Here is a 19,078-nt window from a genome sequence, read left to right on the forward strand (position 1 = left end):
CCTTGAACAAGTTCAAGGGGTTTTCAGTAATAGAAGGAATTACTTCACTTCTACAGCTGCGCCTGCTTCTTCCAATTTTGCTTTAGTAGCTTCGGCTTCGTCTTTGCTTACTTTTTCTTTGATTGCTTTTGGTGCGTTGTCTACAAGATCTTTAGCTTCTTTCAAGCCAAGACCAGTGATTTCGCGAACGATTTTGATAACGTTGATTTTGGAAGCGCCAGCGCCTGTCAAAATTACGTCAAATTCGGATTGCTCTTCAGCTACTGCTGCTACCGCACCGCCAGCTGCTACTGGAGCTGCTGCAGTTACGCCGAATTCTTCTTCAATTGCTTTAACCAGGTCGTTCAGTTCCAATACGCTCATGCCTTTAATTGCTTCCAAGATTGCTTCTTTACTCATGATTGAACCTCCATTTTATATTTAAATTTATTTGTGGTATTGATTATGCTGCAAGAGTCAAAGGCTTACGCGCTTTGTTCTTCTTTTTCAGCAACAGCTTTAACTGCAAGCGCGAAGTTGCGCATTGGAGCTTGAAGTACGCTAAGCAGCATGGACAGCAAACCATCGCGGGATGGAAGCTCAGCCAGTGCTTTCAGTTGTTCCGCGTCAATGACACGACCTTCAACTACGCCGCCTTTCAATTTCAAAGCGTCGTTTTTCTTGGCGAAATCGTTCAAAATTTTAGCTGGTGCTACTGCATCAGTTGTGCTGAATGCGATAGCTGTTGGACCAGTCAAAACTTCATCCAATTCACTCAACTCAGCCGCAGCAGTTGCGCGACGTAGCAATGTGTTCTTCAGGACTTGAAACTCAACGCCAGCTTCACGAAGTTGCTTACGCAGTTCAGTCACTTGGGAAACGTTCAATCCACGGTAGTCAGCTACAACAGTCGAAAGACTGTTTTGCAGTTTTGCAGTAACGACGTCAACCGCGTCTTGTTTTGCTTGAATTACTTTTGCATTTGCCAATGTATACACCTCCTGAAAATTTATGTGTCGGCGTTCTTTCCAAGGAAAGCTTCACCGCTCCTACGCAGGCAGTAGAAAAGCCTCCGCAGAATCACGAAGGCTTGATAAAACGAAAGTTATACGAGCAAGCTCGTTACTTCTTGTTTCTATCACAACACCTCGGTAGGAAATTAAGCACTAAGGCACCTACTGTCTACGGTAAGCATATTCAAGGTTAAGATTGATACCTTAAGTTTCACAACTGTTATAGATTATCAAAATTGACTCAAAGAGTCAACCCTTAATTATCTGAAGACGGTTGTGTTCACACGAGCGCTAGGTCCCATTGTGGAAGAAATCGAGATGCCTTTAAGGTATACACCTTTAGCAGCAGCTGGTTTCGCACGGTTCAAAGCGTCGATAAGAGCTTTAAGGTTATCGTTCAATTGTGCAGCATCAAAGGACACTTTACCGATTGGCGCGTGAATTTGACCTGCTTTGTCGAGACGGTATTCGATTTTACCGGCTTTGATTTCTTGCACAGCCTTGGAAACATCGAATGTAACTGTGCCAGCTTTAGGGTTAGGCATAAGACCTTTACCACCAAGCAGACGACCCAGTTTACCGACTTCACTCATCATATCAGGTGTAGCTACGCAGACATCAAATTCAAACCAGCCTTGTTGAATTTTGTTGATCATGTCTTGATCACCAACAAAATCAGCGCCAGCAGCTTCTGCCTCTTTCGCTTTTTCACCTTTTGCAAATACAAGCACGCGTTGTGTTTTACCAGTGCCGTGAGGCAGGACAACAACACCACGAACTGCTTGGTCTTGTTTACGCGGGTCTACACCCAGACGAACTGCTGCTTCAACGGTTTCGTCGAACTTAGCAGTCGCTGCCTTTTTCACAAGCTCTACAGCTTCTGAAGGCTCGTAAGTTGCTTCGCTGTTGATCAGCTTAGCAGCTTCTTGGTATTTCTTACCATGTTTAGCCATGAAAATGTTCCTCCTTTGTGGTGTTAGCGGAAATTCCTCCCACATACTTGCGGGTCACGAATGACCGATTCTTCGAAAACTACTAGTCTTCGATTGTGATACCCATACTGCGGGCAGTACCTTCAACCATACGCATTGCAGCTTCAACAGTTGCAGCGTTAAGGTCAGGCATTTTTGTTTCAGCAATTTCACGTACCGCAGCGCGGCCGATTTTTGCTACTTTTTTCTTGTTTGGTTCGCCGGAGCCTTTTTCTACTTTAGCAGCGATGCGAAGCAGAACAGCAGCCGGAGGAGTTTTAGTGATGAAAGTAAAGGAACGGTCTTCAAATACTGTAATTTCAACCGGAATGATCAAGCCAGCCTGGTCGGCAGTACGAGCATTAAATTCCTTACAGAATGCCATGATGTTGACACCTGCTTGACCTAACGCCGGACCTACTGGAGGCGCTGGATTCGCTTTCCCTGCAGGAATCTGCAGTTTCACCATTTTAATAACTTTTTTAGCCATGAGTGACACCTCCTTGCAAAAATAGTGGTCTTCGAACGCCAATAGCGCTCTCCCACAAGAAACCCTAGCTTATGTTATATTTTCTCCACTTGAGTGAAATCCAACTCTAGCGGGGTTTCCCGTCCAAACATGTTAACATGCACTTTGATCTTGCTCTTGTCAGCCAAAATTTCTTCCACGGAGCCCACAAAATTCGCAAACGGACCAACCATAATACGTACGGATTCCTTGATTTCGAAATCAATCTTCGCTTTAGGTTCAACCATGCCCATATGCTTCAGAATTTGTTCTACCTCTTCCGGAAGCAAAGCTGTTGGTTTAGACCCTGAGCCTGTCGAACCAACAAATCCAGTAACGCCCGGAGTATTGCGGACAACATACCAGGAATCATCAGTCTGAACCATTTCCACCAAAACATATCCGGGGTAAACTTTACGCATAACGGTTTTTTTCTTACCGTCTTTGTTTACGATTTCTTCTTCCATAGGAACAAGAACGCGGAATATTTTGTCTTCCATGCCCATGGACTCAACGCGCTTTTCCAAATTGGCTTTGACCTTATTCTCATACCCAGAATAGGTATGAACGACATACCATCTTTTTTCCATATCAAGCCACCTGGGACCTCTCTAAATAATCGCTTCAATCACAGCGGAAATACCGATGTCCAGAACCCAGAAGTAAATAGCGACAACTACAATCGTACCGAGAACGATCAATGTATAGTTGGTCAATTCTTTACGACTTGGCCAGCGAACCTTTTTGAGTTCACTCCAGCTCTCAGTGAAAAAGGAAAACATAGACTTGAAACTACGTTTCATGCCGACTACACCTCCACAGACTATCTGGTTTCGCGATGAGGAGTTTGCGAGTTACAATACTTGCAAAATTTCTTCATCTCCATGCGGTCGGGGTGATTTCGCTTGTTTTTGGTAGTCGCATAGTTTCTTTGTTTGCAACTTGTACAAGCCAAAGTGATAATTACCCGCATGATGTGCACCTCCCGAGACGTCCTTCTAATTCACATTAGAAGACGCAAATATTGATCCTAAAAAAAAGCCGCGAATTTAGGCCTACCTAAAACACTTTAGCATAATGTCAAGGTCTGTGTCAACGAAAGAATTCCGTTCTGCACTGGGTAATTCCGGGTTTAGTAGTCATATGGCCGTACCCTGTCTTTGGGTCTATCTCTTCCTCACACTTCGCTGTCTTCCTTACCATTATGGGGTATTCCGTCTGTGTATAAACCTACCTTCAACGGCAACGACTAAAATCGGCTCAAATAGAAATTTATGGTGCAAGCACCTAATTCTATCCGAGTGATTTCAAAAAGACTAAAAAAAAGAACTCGATGTCCGAGCCCTCTCTTGTTCATTATATCATCAATTGTCACGTACTTCTAGATATCTTTCTAATTTCCTTTTTACTCGTTGTAGAGCGTTATCAATAGACTTCACATGCCGCTTAAGATCTTCAGCAATCTCCTGATAGGATCTTCCGTCTAAATACAACATCAGAACCTTGCGCTCCAAGTCACTTAGAATCTCCGCCATCTTATCTTCAAGACCAATGAATTCTTCTTGATTAATAATTAGCTCTTCTGGATCTAGAACCTGTGTTCCACAAATGACATCCATAAGTGTTCTATCAGAATCTTCGTCATAAATGGGCTTGTCCAAGGAAACATAAGAGTTCAGCGGAATATGTTTCTGACGAGTGGCCGTCTTAATAGCCGTTATAATCTGTCGTGTAATGCAGAGCTCAGCAAAAGCCTTAAATGAAGAGAGCTTGTCACCTTTAAAGTCACGAATAGCCTTGTATAGACCAATCATTCCTTCTTGTACAATATCTTCACGGTCTGCCCCGATCAAGAAATAAGAGCGGGCTTTAGCACGTACAAAGTTACGGTATTTATTAATCAAGTGTTCTAATGCGCCACTGTCGCCACCACGGAAAGCCTCGACAATATCTTCATCACTTATGAAATCATACTCAGACAGCATTATTTCCTTGAGGTCGACACTCACCAAGAATCCCCCCGGCTGCAACGCAAGACACATCGTTACTTCGCGAAATATAGGATCAGTATATATTATGTTACCTTCCACCGTCAACCGGAGTTTGTCCAAAATCAATCTAGAATAGCATAAATTGGAATAAAATATTTCCTGATTCTTCCTCGATCTCACTGTCTGCGCCATTTTTCCAGCTTACTGCGCACATCGGGAGGCAGTTTGTCTTCCAAAGAATGACGAGTAGAACTGACACCGCCAGGTTCGATAGCTTTTTTTACTTGTTTTTGATTCTCTTCAATTTCCAGATGCAATTCCCTTGCCGAAATTCGCAATGCACCTTGTGCAAAAATAATATGCTGCTCTATAAAATCACTCGTAGCCACATAGATCTGCCGGCGCCGATTGCTATATTCCCCAACCAGTCGCTCAATGCATTCATCTGCGGTTTCTTTTTCCTTGGTGAAGTACACCTGGACCTTACCCTGGACAAAAGACCTTCCCAACCCCGGAACACGGTATGCATCAAAAACAGCAATAACTCTTCGTCCAGAGAAAGCCTGGTAATCTGCCAGCAAATCCATCAAGCGGTCGCGTGCTTCCTGCATACCAATCTGGGACAGTGCCACAAGTTCCGGCCAGCCACCGATCATGTTATATCCATCCACAAGCAGCACATCGCGCCAGTCGGCCATAGCTATCCCTGCAGTTGCCGGCGGCGTATCACTTCATACATAATGACTCCTGCGGCGACAGAGGCATTTAATGAATTGATCTTTCCGGCCATCGGCAGCTTAAGAAGCACATCACATTTTTCACGAATCAGGCGTCCCATTCCTTTATTCTCATTGCCGATTACAACAGCTACCGGACCCGTGAAAATATCGGATTGGTATAGATTCTGATCGGTATCCACGTCTGTTCCTACTACCCAGACTCCCTGCTCTTTTAGACGGTCAATGGTCTGACCCAGGTTTGTAACCCGGGCAACCGGAACATACTCCACAGCACCCGCGGATGTTTTGGACACGGTCGCAGTTATCTGAGCCGAACGGCGTTTAGGTACGATTACCCCATGTACTCCAGTACAATCCGCCGTCCGCAGAATCGAACCCAGGTTATGAGGATCTTCAATTTCATCAAGCAAAATAAGGAATGCCGGTTCTCCTTTGGCTTCTGCTATAGCTAACAAATCATCCACTTCAACATAGGCAAATGGTGCTGCTTGTGCAACCACCCCTTGATGCTGCACACCTGGTGCCAGTTGATCCAGCTTACGCTTGTCCACATGCTGAATGACAATTCCCGCTTTCCGGGCTTCGGCAACGATGGGTGCTGTCAGATGCTTCTGGGCTGTCTCTGCGATCCATATTTTATTTAATGTACGACCAGCACGAAGCGCTTCAAGCACAGAATGCTTCCCTGCCAATATTTCCTCTTCAGTCTTCAATTCTTCTTCCATGTTCACTTCTCCTATTTTCTATTTCGCCAAAGCCTATCACGGCTGTTTCAACATAAACTGTATACCCTTGTGCACAATTTCTTCTATTCTCTCCTGTTGTCCTGTGTAGTACAAGTAACCAATCAAGCACTCAAAAGCTGTAGCATGACGGTATTCAAGCACATCCGCATTCTTAGGAACACTTCCCGATTTCGCATTTCTCCCCTGACGGGCGACATCCTTCTCCTCTTCCGTGAGACTAGGCTCCAAAAAGTTCAGAATTGCACACTGTGCTTTAGCGGATACCAGCCCTGTAGCAGAACGATGCAAATGGTTCGGACGCAAATTCGGAAGAGATACTAAATACTGGCGAACAGCCACCTCATAGATAGCATCTCCTACATAAGCTAGAACAATAGGCGAAAGTAGTCGCGCAGGTTTGGAAGGCTCATAAGGAAACCATCCGTTATCAAACTTGCGTTCCTCACTCATTTACGACGCCACCGCATTCCTTGTGGAGTATCCTCAAGCAATATGCCCAAGCGGCCTAATTCATCACGGATCTCGTCAGACCGGCTCCAATTCTTATTCTTACGAGCTTCAACCCGCTCGGCGATCAACCGTTCAACTTCTTCACTTGCAATTTCCTCTTCCAGTTCAGGCGTCAAACGCAGCACAGCATTCATTTCGCCAAAAGCTTGCAGTAATGCAGCAAAATCAGCAGGAGCAGCCTCGTTATTCGCAAGCGTATGGTTTGCCAGGCTCACCCAATCGAACATAGCCGTGATCGCATCAGGCGTATTAAAGTCATCCTGCATTCTAGCATGGAAATTGGCCACTATAGCCGACAGCTTATCATTAATCTCTGAGTTGACCTCACCTTGAGCACCATCAGCAGCGAGTTCAAGCCGATGTTTAACGTTACTCTCTGCAAGCGTGATCCGTTCAACGCTCTTTTCGGCGGAAGTCATAGATTCCTCTGAGAAATTCAACGGGTTGCGGTAATGGGTCGATAGCATGAAATAGCGGATAGCTCCTGCTTTAAAACGCTCACGGATGTCTTTTACAAGCCAGCCATTACCGAGCGATTTCGACATTTTCTCATCACCAATGTTGATAAATCCATTATGCATCCAGTAATTAGAGAGTGGTTTACCAGTCAGAGCTTCAGTCTGAGCGCATTCGCATTCATGATGCGGGAACTGCAAATCTTGTCCACCACCATGGATATCGATCGTATCCCCCAAGAACTCCCGCGCCATAGCCGAGCATTCAATATGCCAGCCGGGACGTCCGTCTCCCCAAGGGCTACTCCAGTGCACTTCACCAGGTTTGGCTGCTTTCCAAAGCACAAAATCCTCCGGTTTTTCCTTACGTGAGTCCACCTCAACACGGATACCAAACTGCAGCTCATCCAGATTCTGACGAGATAATTTACCGTAGTCTTCAAATTTTGAAGTGCGGTAATATACATCGCCACCGCTTTCGTATGCGAATCCTTTTTCCTCAAGCTCTTTAATAAATCCAATGATCAGCTCCATGCTTTCCGTTACACGGGGATTCAAGGTTGCCGGTTTAACACCAAGCCCTTCCAGATCCTCACGGTAAGCAGCAATGAAAGTTTCCGCTACCTCTGCTACAGTAGTGTTCATTTCTTCGGCTTTGCGAATCAGTTTATCATCAACATCCGTGAAATTCGTAACATAACGCACCTCATTACCTAACTGCTCCAAGTAATTCCGGACCATATCAAAGACAATTATAGGTCTAGCATTTCCGATATGCATATATCCATAAACGGTTGGACCACACACATACATCTTAACTTTGCCCGGCTCCTGGGGCACAAACTGCTCCTTGCTGCGTGTCATTGTGTTATATATTTGTAAAGCCATCCTTATTCCAGCCCTTTCTGTTCTTCCGGATTCCTTAATACCGGGATGCTTAAATTTCATAGTCACCAATATACTGCTGAGCTTCTGCTATCCGCTGTGCGGTTTTTTGTTTATCTTCTGCGCCAAGCTTTTCCCTAATTTCTTCGATTTCTTTCTGCAAAAACCGCAGTGAATCGACAAGCGGGTCAGGCATCTTCGTATGATCGAGCCGATCGGATACCCGTTCTCCATTACGTTTTACCACACGACCTGGATTCCCTACTACTGTACTGTTGTTAGGCACTTCACGCAACACAACAGCATTCGAGCCTATATTTGAATTGTCACCAATACGAAAAGATCCTAAAACCTTCGCACCGGAACCAATAACTACATTGTTGCCGACCGTGGGATGACGCTTACCTTTTTCTTTTCCTGTTCCTCCAAGCGTAACCCCTTGATAGATTATAACATCATCACCGATTTCGCAGGTTTCTCCAATAACTATCCCCATGCCATGGTCGATAAACAGCCTATTTCCGATGACAGCTCCGGGATGGATCTCAACACCAGTCATAAATCTGCTAAACTGCGAAACCATACGGGCCATTGTATACCAGCGGCGTTTGAAAAAAGAGTGGGCGATCCGGTGACCCCAAATGGCGTGCAAGCCGGCATATGTGAAGACAACCTCGAACCAGCTGCGGGCAGCAGGGTCGTTATCAAATACCGCCCGAATGTCCGACTTAATATGCTTAAACATCACGGTTCCTCTCTTCTTAACTTCCTTATCTCCTGTTTACAGGTACACAAGAAAGGTATTGTCTCCAGGCCCATCATCCTTATCATACATATGCTGTGAGTGTTCGCTTGGTTTGTTATCTCGTAGAAATATAAGACAAAGAGTATTGTATGAAAATTATTTTTGCTTATATTTAGACAAAAAACGCCCCTGCAGCATAATGCTGCAGAGACGTTTAACCGCGGTTCCACTCTGCTTGAACGAATCAATTGAGCCGCTATTGTAACAAACGGCAGAATTTCTTCATTCCACTTGGCATCATTAACGGCGACGTTCCCGGCGCGATCTAATGAGCCTTAAAAGGTCATTCAACCGTGCAGCTCACAGGCGCATGTTCTGCCCCGGACAAATGAATAACTCCCAGCCCGAAAGGGTGTCCCTTTCTCGGTTATTCTCTCTGGCAATTGTCTTCAATGGACGTACTTCTCCTGATCACAGCTATTATCATATAATTCTATCTTAGCGCAAAAGACAAGATACTGACAAGGGGGTTTAGTCGTATGAAATACGACCTTAAGCGCCCTTAATTTGTGATTTCAAACGTTCGATAACGCGATTTTTGCCGAGCAAAGCAATGGTTATATTAAGATCACGTCCGTGCGTTTGTCCGGTCAGAGCCACACGAATTGGCATAAAGAGTGCTTTGCCCTTATGACCTGTTTCTTTCTGTACTTCCTTAATCAGAACAGCCATGTTGCTTGCACTGAAATCCTGACAGGCTTCAACTTTAGCCAGGAAAGCAGACAATACCTCAGGGACTTGGCTTTCAGCCAGAACCTGCGCTGCTTCCGTCTCTAACTCTAGGTGACTGCGGAAGAACAGTTCCGATAGCGCCACGATGTCAGAAGCTGCAGTCATCTGCTCTTGATACAACGCGACAAGGCTTTCCGCCCATGTTTGTTGCTCTTCGTTCAGCTCAGCAGGTATTTTACCCGCTTTTTGCAGATGTGGAATAGCCAGTGCAGAGATCCGTTTAGGATCAGCATGCTTAATATAATGATTATTCAGATGCGCCAGCTTGTTTTTATCAAATACAGCCGGGCTTTTGGACAAACGGTCCGCATCAAAAATAGAAATAAGTTCTTCTTTACTGAAGATCTCTTCTTCTCCCTCTGGAGACCAGCCAAGCAGAGAAATGAAGTTAACCAGAGCCTCAGGCAAGTAACCCAATTCATCATATTGCTCGATAAACTGAATAACGGATTCATCCCGTTTGCTGAGCTTCTTGTGGTTGTCGCCAACAATAAGCGTCATGTGACCAAATAAAGGTGGCTCCCAGCCTAGCGCTTCATAGATCATAAGCTGGCGGGGTGTGTTGGAAATATGGTCTTCTCCACGCAATACGTGGGTAATAGCCATCAGATGATCGTCAACAGCTACCGCGAAGTTGTAGGTCGGAATTCCGTCCTTCTTCACAATAACAAAGTCACCCATTTCTTTTGTGTCAAAAGAAATACTGCCTTTTACGAGATCATCAAACGCATACGTACGATCTTCTGGCACACAGAAGCGAATGCTGGCAACTCGTCCCTCAGCTTCAAAAGCTAGACGTTGCTCTTCAGTCAGATCACGATGTTTGCCAGAATAACGAGGCGTTTCTCCGCGGGCAGTCTGTTCTTCACGTTCCGCCTCCAGCTCTTCCTCTGTGCAATAGCAGCGGTAAGCCAGACCTCTGTCCAGCAAATCCTGCCAATGTACACGATATAAGTCAAGACGTTCTGTCTGACGATAAGGTCCGTACTCTCCGCCCACATCAACGCTCTCATCCCAATCCATACCCAGCCATTTCAAATACTTAAGCTGGCTCTCTTCACCACCAGCGACATTGCGCTTTACGTCTGTATCTTCAATTCTGATAATGAATTTACCGCCTTTATTACGGGCGAACAGATAGTTAAACAGCGCCGTTCTGGCGTTACCTATATGTAAATGTCCCGTAGGGCTCGGTGCGTAACGCACCCGGACTTCATCCGTCATTGTATTCCCTCCGCTTCATATGGTTGAACTTAATTTACTACTTAGACCATCTCAAGATGATATCACATCTTGGAGTAGACAGACAATAGATTGTGCGGCAATTCCTTCGCCGCGTCCGGCAAAACCAAGCTGCTCAGTTGTAGTAGCTTTAACATTTACCTTGGACGGGTCGGCATTAAGCGCACGTGCGATAATCTCGGTCATTTGTGGAATGTACGGAGCCATCTTAGGCTTTTGGGCGATAATCGTTGAATCAATATTTCCCAACTTATATCCTCGCTCACGAGCAAGTGCCCATACCTCTTCTAATAACTTCAAGCTATCTGCGTCCTTAAAGGCTGGATCTGTATCCGGAAAATGTCTGCCAATATCACCAAGTCCAAGTGCGCCTAGAATCGCGTCACTAACTGCATGCAGCAGTACATCTGCATCGGAATGCCCAAGCAATCCTTTTTCGTAAGGAATCGTAACTCCCCCAATAATACAAGGCCTGCCCTCTACCAGCTGATGCACATCAAATCCTTGTCCTACAGCGATCATGATTGTCCCTCTCCCCTGTTTCTTTCTGTGAATTCTGCATAATCCAAATCATCAGGTGTCGTAATCTTAATATTTCTGTAGCTTCCCTCTACCACAGAAACCGGAATCCCCGCACGCTCCGCCAAGCTGGAGTCATCGGTGCCCAGAAAGCCATCCCGTTCCGCCGCTGCATAAGCCTCCAGCAAATCAGAAAGACGAAAAGTCTGCGGGGTTTGAATCGCCCACAGACTTCGCCGATCCGGCGTAGACAGTACTTGTCCTTCATTATCCACCTGTTTGATCGTATCCTTGACGGGTACAGCAAGAACCGAAGCACCCATCTGCTTCGCTCGTTCGTAGCAAGCCTCAATTTCATTCGGCTGTACAAACGGACGAACACCATCATGTACCATTACCCACTGTGTCGTAAGTTTCAACAACCCTTTATGTACGGAATGCTGACGCTCAGATCCACCAGTTACTATAGCCTTAACCTTGTCCAGCTTATAGAGCTGTATCCATTCCCGGCAGCGTTCAACATCCTCTTCACCGGTTACGAGCACGATTTCAGAGATCAATTCGTGCTGCTGGAATACCTCCAGCGTATGAACGATAATCGGCTTCCCCTGCAGTAACAAATATTGCTTGCTCTCCGCAGTTCCCATTCGCGTTCCTCTGCCTGCCGCCACAATGACGACGCCCACACTGTTTGACATTAATCTGGCTCCTGTCTTTCACGTATAATCCCATCATAACGTGTTTGGCGGGCATTTCCAACCCATAGGACAGTCCCCATACACTTTATCTTCACTTATTGCGCTTTTTCCAAAAGTTTTGGCTTAGCAAATATCATTCGGCCAGCCGAAGTTTGCAGCACGCTAGTGACCAGAACCTCCATCGTAGTCCCGATATATTCCCGTCCGCCCTCTACAACAATCATCGTTCCATCGTCTAAGTAGGCTACACCTTGCCCATGCTCTTTGCCATCCTTAATGACCTGAACTACGATTTCCTCACCAGGCAGCACTACTGGCTTCACAGCATTCGCCAGATCGTTAATATTCAGTACGGAAACGCCCTGCAATTCGCAAACCTTATTTAAGTTGAAATCATTAGTGACTACTTTACCTTGCAGTACCTTCGCCAACTTCACTAACTTACTGTCAACCTCAGAGATTTCTTCAAAATCTCCCTCATAGATCAATACCTTCACATCAAGCTCTTTTTGAATTTTGTTTAGAATATCAAGCCCACGCCGTCCCCGGTTCCGCTTCAACAAATCCGAAGAATCAGCAATATGCTGGAGCTCTTCTAGTACGAATTCAGGTATGACAATGGTTCCCTCAATAAATCCCGTCTTACAAATGTCAGCGATTCTTCCATCGATAATAACACTTGTGTCGAGGATTTTATGTTCCTCAAGCCCGCGGCCTTCCGGCTCAGCCGCTTGACCCCAGCGTCCAGATGTCCACAGTGCAGCTAGCTCCTCTTTTTTCTCCAGACCGATCCGCAGCCCCAGATATCCAAAAGCTAACGTAGCTGGCACTTGCAGCAGCTGCCCAGCTTTCCCAAGCCAGATCATTGCAGGGTATAACAGAAGAGATAACAGAAGCCCCCCTGTAAGCCCAGCTGCACTTGCAGCTAATTCATTCATTGGAATACGCGAACAGTAGTGAACCGCCTCCCGCAGTTTTGAACCTCCCCATTCCGCGCATAAAGACCCCGCAAACAAAAAAATAATGGCACCCAGCACCGTAAATAAAATGCTTCCTTCTACAGGTAAGCTTTCACCCAGCTTTTCCATCCCCTTGGGGAATCCTCTTTCGAGCGCATGGTATAGCGAAAAACCTGACCAAGCACCACATATTAAGGCAAAAGACAAAATCACTTTTTTCCACATAACCTAACGCACCTCCTTTTTATTCATCCTAAATGGATCTATTCCTCACCAGTATGTTCCAATTTTCAAGACGATAAACTTGGGGTAGCGCTGGAAATGCAAAAAGGCTTTGCCATCCCCTAGGGAAGACAAAACCTTTGGTCATAATTTATTCAGTTACCTTACCTTATGGACCGATTAACCGTTCTTGGAGTGATACACTTTATCCTCTGAACGGCTACGACGACGATGACGGCGTCTGGCTGTCAATCGATCAATATTTTGCTTAAAGCCGTATAATGCGTAAATTCCAAGTAAGACAAAGATCAGCTTAGCGATTTGCTCTGGGAACACTACAGCTACAGCCACTGCAACAACAATAACCACTGGCGCTCCAACCACCGCTTTTTTCGGCAATCCAATCTTTTTGAAATTAGGATATTTAACAGTGCTGACCATCAAATAAGATAAGAGCAGTGTAGCAACGATCATAAACGGAGCCGAAACATCTTTATTAAAAAGAGCTAATGTGGCCAGTACACCACCTGCAGCAGGAATTGGCAAACCGATAAAATAACCCGGAACCCCCGGACGAACATTAAAACGGGCTAAGCGCAAAGCACCAAACACCGGAAAAATCGCAGTTACTGTCCAGCCTAATGCAGAGTTCAAATCCTGCAGGCTTGAGACGTACAAAATAACGGCCGGTGCGACTCCGAAAGAAACGACATCAGATAAGGAGTCCAGCTCCTTGCCAAATTCGCTTTCGCATTTTAGAGCGCGAGCTACTCGACCATCTAAGCCGTCTAACAGCATAGCAATAATAACCATGATAGCGGCCATGCTAATCTTACCGTCAAACGCCATCATGATACCAAACATTCCGAGCATCAAATTACCTATCGTAAAAAGACTCGGAATTGATTTTTGTATCATTTCTTCACCTCAATTTTCTAACTTTGGCCTTTAACGTCCCCAATATTACGTGATTGTATGTTATTTACATTTGCCTGTCAATAAGAACTTGCTTCTGTAAACGTTTGAGCCCATCCTGAATATTACGGGCCCGCACCTCCCCAATTCCGTCCACTTCATCCAATTCAGCAATGCTTGCGGACATCAAATTAGGCAGCATTTCAAACCGCTCCACCAGATTGTGAATGATCACATTCGGAAGCCGCGGAATTTTGTTAAGCAGGCGATAACCACGTGGAGTCACCACTTCTTCAGAGGTAATTGCCGTAGAAGAATAACCCAGTATACGGGCAATATGGTTGTCATCCATCAGATCATCATCGCTTATCCGTTTGAGACCGGCGATAATTTCACGGATTTTATCCTCCTGCTCTTCCTTAGCATAGTCTCTGTATAGAAGCCATGCTTCTTCCTCTGTATTTCCAACCAGTTCTTCCATCTGCATGCTGATCAGGCGTCCTTCGTTGCCCAATTCGTTGATATAACGTTTGATCTCCATTTTTATGCGCAGAACCATCTCTACACGCTGGATAACACCCACTACTTCAGCAACGGTAACAATGCCCTCATATTCTGAAGCTGACAAATTCGTCAGTCCTTGCGTGAGCACTGCTTTATACTTCTCGAGTGTCTGAATCGCTTGGTTAGCCTTTGCCAAAATAGCGCCGATCTCTTTGAGTGCATAACGTATCGAGCCTTGATAAAGCGTGATGATATTGCGGCGTTGTGAAATGGAAACCACCAGCTTACCCGTTTGCTTCGCTACACGCTCCGCGGTCCGGTGACGGATCCCCGTCTCGATGGATGAGATAGAGGAATCCGGTATAAGTTGTGTATTAGCATACAATATACGCTTTAAATCCTCACTTAGAATAATAGCTCCGTCCATTTTAGCTAGCTCATATAAATAATTGGGCGAAAAATCGCAGTTAATGGAGAATCCGCCATCCACTACGTCCATCACCTCAGGACTGTACCCTACGACAATAAGTGCCCCTGTCTTAGCGCGCAGCACATTCTCCAAACCTTCCCGAAAAGGTGTACCCGGTGCCGCCAGTCTGAGCAGATCATTCATATTCTCTAATTGGTTATATTCTTTCATATCCTTGTGCCCCCTAATCTAACGCGACCGATAGTGCATCTGCTACGGTACTGACGCCAATAATCTGGATATCTTGCGGGTGCTTCCATCCCTTCATGCTCTTCTCAGGCATAATCACCCGCCGGAAGCCAAGCTTTGCGGCCTCCTTAACGCGCATTTCCGCGCGCGAAACGCCTCTTACCTCACCGGTAAGTCCTACTTCTCCGAAGAAAACGTCGTAAGGTTTTGTTGAAATATCACGAAAACTGGAGGCGATACTAATAGCTACAGCTAGATCAATCGCCGGTTCATCCAGCTTTACTCCCCCGGCAACATTAAGGTATGCATCCTGATTCTGCAGGAACATGCCCATCCGTTTCTCGAGTACAGCGATAATAAGTGCCATCCGCTGGTGATCCATGCCTGTGCACATTCGCCGTGGGGAAGGGAAGTGGGTGGCAGCAACAAGTGCCTGAAGTTCTACAAGCACAGGTCTAGTTCCCTCCATACTAGCCACCACAGTAGAACCAGCCACGCCAAGCGGACGTTCCGATAAAAAGAGCTCCGATGGATTCTCTACTTCGGTAAGGCCCGCTTCACCCATTTCGAAAATGCCGATTTCATTCGTAGAGCCAAAGCGGTTTTTTACAGCCCGCAAAAGTCTATACGTATGATGCCGCTCACCCTCAAAATACAGCACGCAGTCCACCATATGTTCAAGCATCCGTGGTCCAGCAATAGCCCCTTCCTTGGTAACATGACCAACGAGAACTGTTGCAATTCCACGAATCTTAGCGATACGCATAAATCTTGTCGTACACTCCCGAACCTGGGTCACGCTGCCTGGCGCACTCGTTACTTCTGGCATAAATACGGTCTGAATAGAATCGATGACAAGAAATTGTGGCTGGATTTGTTCGATCGCTTCTTCTATGCTTTCCATATTTGTCTCACATAGTACATAAAGCTCCGTTGACAACGCATCGAGGCGATCCGCGCGCAGCTTAGTTTGCCTTACCGATTCTTCGCCCGAGATATACAGTACTCGCAATCCCTGTGTTGTAAGGGCGTGCGAGGTCTGTAATAAGAGCGTAGATTTACCGATTCCTGGGTCTCCCCCTACTAGTACCAGCGATCCTGGTACGATCCCCCCACCGAGAACACGGTTAAGCTCACCTATACCTGTCAGTATGCGCGGTTCCTTGTCACTTTCTATACTTATGATCGACTGTGCCTTTTCTTTACTATGAAAAATAGGGGCATTCATTCCCTGTGTTTTGACTACGCTTTCCGTTTCCTCCACCATGGAGTTCCAAGCCTGGCACCCTGGGCATTTCCCGAACCATTTTGGCGATTCGTATCCACAGTCGGTGCAAAAAAATTTTGTTTTTGCTTTAGCCATTTGTTCTCCTTACGGTCCGAACTGTTTACAATTCGGATCATTTTCTTCTAATGAAAGTTTACCATTTCTACCCCTTTAACGAAAGGTCATTCGGTATTTGCATTAAATGTATATTTTAAATTGATCTATTTCCAATAAAAAAAGCTTCCGCTCCTCTATAAATCAGGAGCGAAAGCCTTGTTTATTTTATTCGGATTCTACTTCTTTTTCAAGCGCTGGCGCTACTGGAGCGTCCACTTTAGTCACCACAAGTTCTCCGCCGACCTCATCAATATTGAGGGAATCACCCTTTTGGATATTTCCTCTCAACAATTCCTCAGAAAGACGGTCCTCAATATGCTTCTGAATTGCCCGGCGCAATGGACGTGCACCAAAGGCTGGGTCATAACCTTCTTTAGCCAAGAAGGCCTTCGCTGCATCCGTGAGTACGAAATCAACATCATATTCACGCAGGCGCTTGCGGAGCTCATCAGACATCAACGTAACGATCTCAGCGATATGTTTCTCATCGAGTGAGTGGAAGACGATGATTTCGTCGATCCGGTTCAAGAACTCTGGACGGAAGCTCTTCTTGAGCTCTTCCATAACCTTGCCCTTCATATTGCCGTATTCTGCTCCTGCATCTTGCACAGCCGTGAATCCAAGTGTCGAATTCTTCTTGATTGCCTGTGCGCCTACGTTAGAGGTCAGAATGATAAGTGTATTACGGAAGTCAACTACCCGGCCTTTAGAGTCGGTAAGGCGACCATCTTCAAGCACTTGCAGCAAAATGTTGAATACTTCCGGATGCGCTTTTTCAATTTCATCAAGCAGTACTACAGAGTATGGTTTACGACGTACCTTCTCTGTTAATTGGCCGCCTTCTTCATAGCCGACATATCCAGGAGGGGCACCAACTAAACGGGACGTGGAGTGCTTCTCCATGTATTCCGACATATCAATACGAATGACCGCATTCTCATCGCCGAACATAGCTTCAGCAAGCGCACGTGCCAACTCAGTTTTACCTACACCCGTAGGACCGAGGAAGATAAACGAGCCCATTGGACGTTTCGGATCTTTAAGACCCGCACGCGCCCGGCGCAATGCCCGGCTGACAGCCTTAACAGCTTCGTCCTGACCAATCACTCGTTCATGCAGCAGAGCCTCCATGTTAAGCAGACGGTCGGTCTCTTCTTCCTTCAGCTTGCTTACAGGGATCCCCGTCCAGCTTGCTACAACCTGTGCGATATCTTCAGGAGTAACTTCAGAATCCGTGCGTCCTTGTTTTTCTTTCCACTGGTTCTTAGTCGTATCAAGCTCTTCACGGATTTTTTGCTCCGTATCACGCAGGGCAGCCGCTTTCTCAAACTCTTGGCTCTGAACAGCGGAATCCTTCTCCTTGCGGATATCATCCAAGCGCATTTCTAGTTCCTTCAGATTTGGCGGGATAGTGTAAGAGTGAAGCCTTACTTTAGACCCTGCTTCATCGATAAGGTCAATGGCTTTATCCGGCAGGAAACGATCCGGAATGTAACGATCAGACAGCTTTACAGCTTCCACGATAGCTTCATCCGTAATTTTCACACGGTGATGTGCTTCATAACGATCACGAAGTCCAAATAGAATTTGTACCGCTTCTTCTGGAGACGGCTGATCCACCGTAATTGGTTGGAAACGACGCTCCAAAGCTGCATCTTTTTCAATATATTTACGATATTCATCCAGCGTAGTCGCACCGATGCACTGAAGTTCTCCGCGGGCTAAAGCCGGCTTAAGAATGTTAGATGCATCAATAGCACCTTCTGCGCCACCAGCACCGATCAGCGTATGAAGCTCATCGATAAAGAGTACGATATTCCCCGCTTGGCGAATCTCATCCATGATTTTCTTGAGGCGGTCTTCAAACTCACCGCGATATTTAGTACCAGCCACTACAGAACCCATATCGAGCGTCATTACGCGTTTGTCGCGCAGTGTTTCTGGAATTTCATTATTAATGATCTTTTGGGCCAGGCCTTCAGCAATAGCTGTTTTACCAACCCCAGGTTCACCTATCAACACGGGGTTGTTCTTCGTCCGGCGGCTCAGTACCTGAATAACACGTTCAATTTCCTTGCTACGACCGATAACTGGATCCAGGTTGCCATCCTTGGCATAAGCCGTCAAATCGCGTGCTAGGCCGTCTAGAGTCGGTGTGCTGACATTAGCAGGTGTTCCGCTATGACTGGATGCAGCCTCGCTGCTTCCCAGAAGCTGAAGCACTTGCTGACGAGCTTTGTTCAAGCTGATGCCGAGGTTATTAAGCACACGAGCCGCGACACCTTCTCCTTCACGAATAAGTCCTAGCAGAATATGCTCAGTGCCGACATACGTATGTCCCAGCTTGCGGGCTTCGTCCATCGACAACTCGATTACTTTTTTGGCGCGAGGAGTATAAGCAATGTTCGTAGGTTGTTCTTGGCCTCTGCCAATCAGTGTCTCCACTTCGTCCTGGATTTTCTCAAGACCCAGACCCAAAGCGATTAATGCTTTAGCAGCAATGCCGTCTCCTTCACGAATAAGTCCTAGCAAAATATGTTCTGTGCCAATATTGTTGTGTCCTAAACGAACAGCTTCTTCCTGCGCTAGAGCTAGCACTTTTTGTGCGCGTTCCGTAAATCTTCCAAACATCATATCTCCTG

21 protein-coding genes and 1 other annotated feature are annotated in these 19,078 nt (G+C 46.0%); all 21 genes read right to left on the reverse strand.

The window, feature by feature from the left end; translation table 11 throughout:
* Nucleotides 1–39 precede the first annotated feature (39 nt).
* The gene (gene rplL / locus NSQ50_RS28190; RefSeq protein ID WP_036680508.1) at nucleotides 40–399 is read right to left on the reverse strand and encodes a 50S ribosomal protein L7/L12; all 360 of its coding nucleotides are present in this window, start codon (nucleotides 397–399) and stop codon (nucleotides 40–42) included.
* 65 nt (nucleotides 400–464) lie between these two features.
* Nucleotides 465–968: a 50S ribosomal protein L10 gene (rplJ, locus tag NSQ50_RS28195; RefSeq protein ID WP_076099619.1), complete on the reverse strand. Its 504-nt coding sequence runs from the start codon at nucleotides 966–968 to the stop codon at nucleotides 465–467.
* Nucleotides 969–1,032: 64 nt separating this feature from the next.
* Nucleotides 1,033–1,185, reverse strand: a sequence feature (ribosomal protein L10 leader region).
* A gap of 67 nt (nucleotides 1,186–1,252) precedes the next feature.
* A complete protein-coding gene (rplA, locus tag NSQ50_RS28200; RefSeq protein WP_036680504.1) occupies nucleotides 1,253–1,945 on the reverse strand; it encodes a 50S ribosomal protein L1 in 693 nt (230 codons plus the stop codon).
* Between the two features lie 82 nt (nucleotides 1,946–2,027).
* Entirely contained in the window at nucleotides 2,028–2,453 is a 426-nt protein-coding gene (gene rplK, locus NSQ50_RS28205) for a 50S ribosomal protein L11 (protein WP_036680502.1), read from the reverse strand.
* A gap of 74 nt (nucleotides 2,454–2,527) precedes the next feature.
* Entirely contained in the window at nucleotides 2,528–3,061 is a 534-nt protein-coding gene (nusG, locus tag NSQ50_RS28210; protein ID WP_036680499.1) for a transcription termination/antitermination protein NusG, read from the reverse strand.
* Nucleotides 3,062–3,082: 21 nt separating this feature from the next.
* Nucleotides 3,083–3,274 (reverse strand): preprotein translocase subunit SecE, encoded by a 192-nt coding sequence (secE, locus tag NSQ50_RS28215; protein ID WP_036680497.1) that lies wholly within the window; start codon nucleotides 3,272–3,274, stop codon nucleotides 3,083–3,085.
* Between the two features lie 20 nt (nucleotides 3,275–3,294).
* Nucleotides 3,295–3,444 carry a 50S ribosomal protein L33 gene (rpmG, locus tag NSQ50_RS28220; protein WP_076099620.1) on the reverse strand — a complete coding sequence of 50 codons (150 nt, stop codon included), beginning with the start codon at nucleotides 3,442–3,444 and terminating at the stop codon, nucleotides 3,295–3,297.
* Between the two features lie 391 nt (nucleotides 3,445–3,835).
* The gene (gene sigH, locus NSQ50_RS28225) at nucleotides 3,836–4,480 is read right to left on the reverse strand and encodes an RNA polymerase sporulation sigma factor SigH (protein WP_036680496.1); all 645 of its coding nucleotides are present in this window, start codon (nucleotides 4,478–4,480) and stop codon (nucleotides 3,836–3,838) included.
* Between the two features lie 158 nt (nucleotides 4,481–4,638).
* Nucleotides 4,639–5,160, reverse strand: coding sequence for an NYN domain-containing protein (locus tag NSQ50_RS28230; protein WP_036680494.1), 522 nt, complete (start codon nucleotides 5,158–5,160; stop codon nucleotides 4,639–4,641).
* A 2-nt stretch (nucleotides 5,161–5,162) separates the two neighbouring features.
* Nucleotides 5,163–5,927 (reverse strand): 23S rRNA (guanosine(2251)-2'-O)-methyltransferase RlmB, encoded by a 765-nt coding sequence (gene rlmB, locus NSQ50_RS28235; RefSeq protein WP_036680492.1) that lies wholly within the window; start codon nucleotides 5,925–5,927, stop codon nucleotides 5,163–5,165.
* A gap of 36 nt (nucleotides 5,928–5,963) precedes the next feature.
* Complete coding sequence (locus NSQ50_RS28240) at nucleotides 5,964–6,398, reverse strand: Mini-ribonuclease 3 (protein WP_038573467.1); 435 nt, start codon at nucleotides 6,396–6,398, stop codon at nucleotides 5,964–5,966.
* Complete coding sequence (gene cysS, locus NSQ50_RS28245) at nucleotides 6,395–7,801, reverse strand: cysteine--tRNA ligase (protein ID WP_076225059.1); 1,407 nt, start codon at nucleotides 7,799–7,801, stop codon at nucleotides 6,395–6,397. Before cysS ends, NSQ50_RS28240 begins: the two co-directional genes overlap by 4 nt.
* A gap of 49 nt (nucleotides 7,802–7,850) precedes the next feature.
* Nucleotides 7,851–8,543 (reverse strand): serine O-acetyltransferase, encoded by a 693-nt coding sequence (gene cysE / locus NSQ50_RS28250; protein ID WP_036680489.1) that lies wholly within the window; start codon nucleotides 8,541–8,543, stop codon nucleotides 7,851–7,853.
* 552 nt (nucleotides 8,544–9,095) lie between these two features.
* Entirely contained in the window at nucleotides 9,096–10,559 is a 1,464-nt protein-coding gene (gene gltX, locus NSQ50_RS28255; RefSeq protein ID WP_076225056.1) for a glutamate--tRNA ligase, read from the reverse strand.
* A gap of 51 nt (nucleotides 10,560–10,610) precedes the next feature.
* Nucleotides 10,611–11,099, reverse strand: a complete 489-nt coding sequence (gene ispF, locus NSQ50_RS28260; protein WP_036680486.1) for a 2-C-methyl-D-erythritol 2,4-cyclodiphosphate synthase — start codon at nucleotides 11,097–11,099, stop codon at nucleotides 10,611–10,613.
* Nucleotides 11,096–11,794 carry a 2-C-methyl-D-erythritol 4-phosphate cytidylyltransferase gene (gene ispD / locus NSQ50_RS28265; RefSeq protein ID WP_036680484.1) on the reverse strand — a complete coding sequence of 233 codons (699 nt, stop codon included), beginning with the start codon at nucleotides 11,792–11,794 and terminating at the stop codon, nucleotides 11,096–11,098. The genes ispF and ispD overlap by 4 nt, the downstream gene beginning before the upstream one ends.
* A 95-nt stretch (nucleotides 11,795–11,889) precedes the next feature.
* Nucleotides 11,890–12,978: a PIN/TRAM domain-containing protein gene (locus NSQ50_RS28270; protein ID WP_036680481.1), complete on the reverse strand. Its 1,089-nt coding sequence runs from the start codon at nucleotides 12,976–12,978 to the stop codon at nucleotides 11,890–11,892.
* A gap of 177 nt (nucleotides 12,979–13,155) precedes the next feature.
* Nucleotides 13,156–13,893 carry a CDP-diacylglycerol--serine O-phosphatidyltransferase gene (gene pssA / locus NSQ50_RS28275; protein ID WP_036680477.1) on the reverse strand — a complete coding sequence of 246 codons (738 nt, stop codon included), beginning with the start codon at nucleotides 13,891–13,893 and terminating at the stop codon, nucleotides 13,156–13,158.
* Between the two features lie 64 nt (nucleotides 13,894–13,957).
* Nucleotides 13,958–15,034 carry a DNA integrity scanning diadenylate cyclase DisA gene (disA, locus tag NSQ50_RS28280; RefSeq protein ID WP_036680475.1) on the reverse strand — a complete coding sequence of 359 codons (1,077 nt, stop codon included), beginning with the start codon at nucleotides 15,032–15,034 and terminating at the stop codon, nucleotides 13,958–13,960.
* A 13-nt stretch (nucleotides 15,035–15,047) separates the two neighbouring features.
* A complete protein-coding gene (gene radA / locus NSQ50_RS28285; RefSeq protein ID WP_036680472.1) occupies nucleotides 15,048–16,415 on the reverse strand; it encodes a DNA repair protein RadA in 1,368 nt (455 codons plus the stop codon).
* Between the two features lie 186 nt (nucleotides 16,416–16,601).
* Nucleotides 16,602–19,070 carry an ATP-dependent protease ATP-binding subunit ClpC gene (gene clpC, locus NSQ50_RS28290; RefSeq protein ID WP_036680471.1) on the reverse strand — a complete coding sequence of 823 codons (2,469 nt, stop codon included), beginning with the start codon at nucleotides 19,068–19,070 and terminating at the stop codon, nucleotides 16,602–16,604.
* Between the last annotated feature and the right edge of the window lie 8 nt (nucleotides 19,071–19,078).

The sequence above is a fragment of the Paenibacillus sp. FSL R10-2788 genome (assembly GCF_038003885.1).
GTDB classification, from domain to species: Bacteria; Bacillota; Bacilli; order Paenibacillales; family Paenibacillaceae; genus Paenibacillus_AQ; species Paenibacillus_AQ odorifer.

Coding starts and splice junctions, on each gene's coding strand:
- rplL (WP_036680508.1), bottom strand. CDS start 399: ATGAGTAAAGAAGCAATCTTGGAAGCAATTAAAGGCATGAGCGTATTG.
- rplA (WP_036680504.1), bottom strand. CDS start 1,945: ATGGCTAAACATGGTAAGAAATACCAAGAAGCTGCTAAGCTGATCAAC.
- rplK (WP_036680502.1), bottom strand. CDS start 2,453: ATGGCTAAAAAAGTTATTAAAATGGTGAAACTGCAGATTCCTGCAGGG.
- nusG (WP_036680499.1), bottom strand. CDS start 3,061: ATGGAAAAAAGATGGTATGTCGTTCATACCTATTCTGGGTATGAGAAT.
- secE (WP_036680497.1), bottom strand. CDS start 3,274: ATGAAACGTAGTTTCAAGTCTATGTTTTCCTTTTTCACTGAGAGCTGG.
- rpmG (WP_076099620.1), bottom strand. CDS start 3,444: ATGCGGGTAATTATCACTTTGGCTTGTACAAGTTGCAAACAAAGAAAC.
- NSQ50_RS28230 (WP_036680494.1), bottom strand. CDS start 5,160: ATGGCCGACTGGCGCGATGTGCTGCTTGTGGATGGATATAACATGATC.
- rlmB (WP_036680492.1), bottom strand. CDS start 5,927: ATGGAAGAAGAATTGAAGACTGAAGAGGAAATATTGGCAGGGAAGCAT.
- NSQ50_RS28240 (WP_038573467.1), bottom strand. CDS start 6,398: ATGAGTGAGGAACGCAAGTTTGATAACGGATGGTTTCCTTATGAGCCT.
- cysS (WP_076225059.1), bottom strand. CDS start 7,801: ATGGCTTTACAAATATATAACACAATGACACGCAGCAAGGAGCAGTTT.
- cysE (WP_036680489.1), bottom strand. CDS start 8,543: ATGTTTAAGCATATTAAGTCGGACATTCGGGCGGTATTTGATAACGAC.
- gltX (WP_076225056.1), bottom strand. CDS start 10,559: ATGACGGATGAAGTCCGGGTGCGTTACGCACCGAGCCCTACGGGACAT.
- ispF (WP_036680486.1), bottom strand. CDS start 11,099: ATGATCGCTGTAGGACAAGGATTTGATGTGCATCAGCTGGTAGAGGGC.
- ispD (WP_036680484.1), bottom strand. CDS start 11,794: ATGTCAAACAGTGTGGGCGTCGTCATTGTGGCGGCAGGCAGAGGAACG.
- NSQ50_RS28270 (WP_036680481.1), bottom strand. CDS start 12,978: ATGTGGAAAAAAGTGATTTTGTCTTTTGCCTTAATATGTGGTGCTTGG.
- pssA (WP_036680477.1), bottom strand. CDS start 13,893: ATGATACAAAAATCAATTCCGAGTCTTTTTACGATAGGTAATTTGATG.
- disA (WP_036680475.1), bottom strand. CDS start 15,034: ATGAAAGAATATAACCAATTAGAGAATATGAATGATCTGCTCAGACTG.
- radA (WP_036680472.1), bottom strand. CDS start 16,415: ATGGCTAAAGCAAAAACAAAATTTTTTTGCACCGACTGTGGATACGAA.
- clpC (WP_036680471.1), bottom strand. CDS start 19,070: ATGATGTTTGGAAGATTTACGGAACGCGCACAAAAAGTGCTAGCTCTA.